Below are 3,028 nucleotides of genomic sequence, written 5' to 3' on the forward strand. Positions count from 1 at the left end.
GAGCACGAGGTGTCCGAACGCCCATGTCACGGCGTAGCCGCCTCCCTCGAAATATCCTTCCTCTCTCTTTGTCGCGCCCACGATACGGGCGATCTCACGTGCCACAGACGGCTTTTCTGCAATGATTGTCTTCATATTCTTCTGTCGTTTTGAATTTTACAAATGGTACTTCGGATTTAGTGGCGGACACCGGATTACATCTTCATGCCCTTATTGTTTCTTTTCTGCGGCTTCTCCTGCTGCTGTTGCTGTGCGGTGTCCTTCGGGGCGGTCTGTCCCTTCCGCAACGGTTCTTTCAGGTTCTTGGTAGCCTCGTTGGTCTTGCCCTCGCTGTTCACCGCCACCTGCGTGCGGCTCTCGTTGGACGGGGCGACCTTCTGAGCGTTGTCGGGGTTGGTGTCGTAGCGGTACGGGCGTCCCTTCTCCGGATTGAACTTGATGTACATCGTGGCGTGGAAGCCTTGCTTGTCGGTCACGTTCTCTAATTTCACGGCTTTGCCAGCCACGTAGTCGGCTTTCTGCTGCTCGGTGAAGTCCACGCCGCTCCATTTGCTGATGGGTCGGATGCTGCCGTCGGCGTTAGTCCACGTGTTGCGGCGTTGCTCCTTCTGCGTGTTGGCGGCATTCTCCGTACCCTGCGCCTGTCCCTGTGCGGGGTTGTTCTTCGTTTCCTGCGTCTGGACGGCACGGGGCGACCTGCCGGTTCCCGGCACGAACTCCACGCCGCGCTGCTCCACGTTCACTTGCAGGGTGGTGACGAACTTCCTGCCGTCCTTGCGCTCGATGAGCTTGTCACGCACGGGCAGCCCGGCACGCAGCATGTCCTGCTCCTGCTTGGTGATTTCCGTCTTGCCGATGCGCTCCGGTATGCGCACCTTGTTTGCCGGGACATCCGTGATTTCGTTCGTCTTGCGGTCGATGCTGACGAACGAGGGGATGATCTCGCCCGTTCCCCTGTCCACGAGGTCCACGACCCTGCCGAGGTTGCCCGTTTCGCGCAGGTTCTTCCGGTCATCGTCGGAGAACTTGTGTTCCTTATACTCGTCGAGCTTCTGCTCCTTGCGGATGAAGTGCGGCACAAGGCTGACATTGCCCTCGCCGTCCTTCTTGAAGGAGAGGCGGGCGTCCAGTTCGAAAGCCTCTCCGCCGAAATTGGGCGACACCCTCACCAAGTCGGACTTGCCGTAGTTGAGCATCCTGTTAAGATCGCCCGACTTTTCAAGGTCGTCGCGCTTCACGCCCCATTTCTCCTCCAACTCCTGCCAGTTGATCTTGCTCTCGTCGATGGGCTGGTAGCCCCGGTTGCCCTGCGTCTGTTGCGGGCTTTCCTGATTCTGTTCGTTTTTCTGTTCCATTTCTTCCTGTTTTTTAGGTTCGTCATCTTGTTTCTGTTCCGGTTGTTCCTGCTTTTCGGCGGACTGCTCCTCCTGTACTTTCTTTTCGTAGCCGGAGGTGTCCACCTTGTGGGGCGCAAGCATCTCCTTGTTGCCGTCGGGGTCTTTCAGCAAGTCCTTGATAACCTCCAGCAGTTTGTCGGCTTGGTCCGCCGCGACACGGTAGAAACCGAAGCGGCTGGGTTCCTTGCACTGGCGGAAGAAGTTCTTGAAGAAGTTGTCCAGCACGTCGCCGTGCCGGTCGAATTGCAGGAAGCTCTGCGAGTTCTCCGCTTTCGCGGGGATACGCTTGGGGGAGCCGTCGGCGTTCAGCCCGGCTACCACGCTGATTTCGCCCGTCTTCTCGTCACGGACAACCAGCACGTCCTTTTCGTCTTTTTTCTTTGCCATCTGAAAAATGTTTTAATGGTTATTTTTGAAAGAAATTATGGATACGAGCCTTGTAGAAGGCTATATCTTCCTTGCGGAAGTCCTTTACATGTTCGGAGAGGAACGTCAGCACGTCCGCCTCGCTGTAATAGGTCTTTTTGCCGAGCGTCTTGTAGGGCAATGCGCCGATGCTGCGGTAGCGTTGCAGGGTGCGCTTGCTGATCTGGAGCAGCATGCACAGGTCTTGGTTGTCGAAAAGCCTGATCCCGTCCATCGGGTTCGGGGCTTTGCCGGACGGCTGCATGGAGAGCAGCATCTCGTCCTGACGGTCGAGCCGTTCCATAACTTTCTGCATCCAGTTCTCGAAATTGTTGCGGGTAAGCAGTTCCATGTCCTACGTCCTCCTTCCTTTGGGTTTGCCGCCCGTGCGCAGCGTGTGGTTGCGTTTCATCTGTTCCGGGGTCGCGGCATCACCCGTAATGGTGCTGTCTTCGAGCAGGCGGTCGATTTCCGACTGCCGGTAGCGGCACTTGCCGCGCAGCACGACATAGGCGATGCGCTGTTCGCTGCGCATGCGCTGGAGGGTGCGGCAACTCACGTTCAGCAGGTGCGCCGCCTCGCGGGTGGTGAGCAGCCTGTCGGGGGATTCTTCCTTCCTCCCGCCGGAAACGGCACGCACGTGTGCCGCTATCTCGGCTATCTGTTCCGTCAATGCGGTGAAGGCGGAACTTTCCATCGTTATCACTTTCATATTCAGTCTTTTCTTTTGGTTTCTGCGGCAAAATTCGGCAATAAACCAAAGGGGCTTTAACAGCTCACTACGTGGCTCACGTAAGATTTTTATGGATAATGGCTCCGTAACCCGGACAGACGGCGCAACAAGCTGCCTTTTAGCGGGAAACGGTGCGTGTTCATGGCGGCTTCGTTACCTTTGCGGCAAACTCTGAAATGTTTTGCTTATGGAAATAGTATCTATCGAGAAAAAGACCTTCAACGCCCTCGCGGAGAAGGTAGCCACCCTTAGGCGCAGGAGCGACGGCGGGCGGATGGAAAGGTGGCTCACGGGCGAGGAGGTCTGCGGGCAGTTGAGGATCAGCCCGCGCACGTTGCAGACCTTGCGCGACAGGCGGCTTATCGGCTACTCGCAGATTAACCGCAGGTTCTATTACAAGCCGGAGGAGGTCAAAAGGCTCATTCCGCTTGTCGGCACGCTCTATCCCGGCGGAAAATGATTTTTATTATTCACAACCCACTGAATCCGAAAT

General features: G+C 56.6%; 4 protein-coding genes and 1 pseudogene. 1 reads left to right on the forward strand and 4 read right to left on the reverse strand.

Going from position 1 to position 3,028, the window contains the following annotated elements; genetic code table 11:
• The 4 genes and pseudogenes from AB5935_RS23605 to AB5935_RS23620 form a co-directional block, all read right to left on the reverse strand.
• A pseudogene (locus AB5935_RS23605) lies at window positions 1–135 on the reverse strand (topoisomerase); the annotation flags it as partial.
• A 59-nt stretch (window positions 136–194) separates the two neighbouring features.
• Window positions 195–1,784 carry a DUF4099 domain-containing protein gene (locus AB5935_RS23610; protein ID WP_005944293.1) on the reverse strand — a complete coding sequence of 530 codons (1,590 nt, stop codon included), beginning with the start codon at window positions 1,782–1,784 and terminating at the stop codon, window positions 195–197.
• A gap of 19 nt (window positions 1,785–1,803) precedes the next feature.
• On the reverse strand, window positions 1,804–2,154 hold the full coding sequence (locus AB5935_RS23615; protein ID WP_009016627.1) for a helix-turn-helix domain-containing protein: 351 nt from the start codon (window positions 2,152–2,154) through the stop codon (window positions 1,804–1,806).
• Window positions 2,155–2,157: 3 nt separating this feature from the next.
• Complete coding sequence (locus tag AB5935_RS23620; RefSeq protein WP_015532456.1) at window positions 2,158–2,514, reverse strand: helix-turn-helix domain-containing protein; 357 nt, start codon at window positions 2,512–2,514, stop codon at window positions 2,158–2,160.
• A 208-nt stretch (window positions 2,515–2,722) separates the two neighbouring features.
• Between AB5935_RS23620 and AB5935_RS23625 the strand changes: the two genes are divergently transcribed.
• Entirely contained in the window at window positions 2,723–2,995 is a 273-nt protein-coding gene (locus tag AB5935_RS23625) for a helix-turn-helix domain-containing protein (protein ID WP_368327632.1), read from the forward strand.
• Window positions 2,996–3,028 lie beyond the last annotated feature (33 nt).

The organism is Phocaeicola sp. RTP21198st1_B8_RTP21198_201120 (assembly GCF_040929485.1).
GTDB classification, from domain to species: domain Bacteria; phylum Bacteroidota; class Bacteroidia; order Bacteroidales; family Bacteroidaceae; genus Phocaeicola; species Phocaeicola dorei.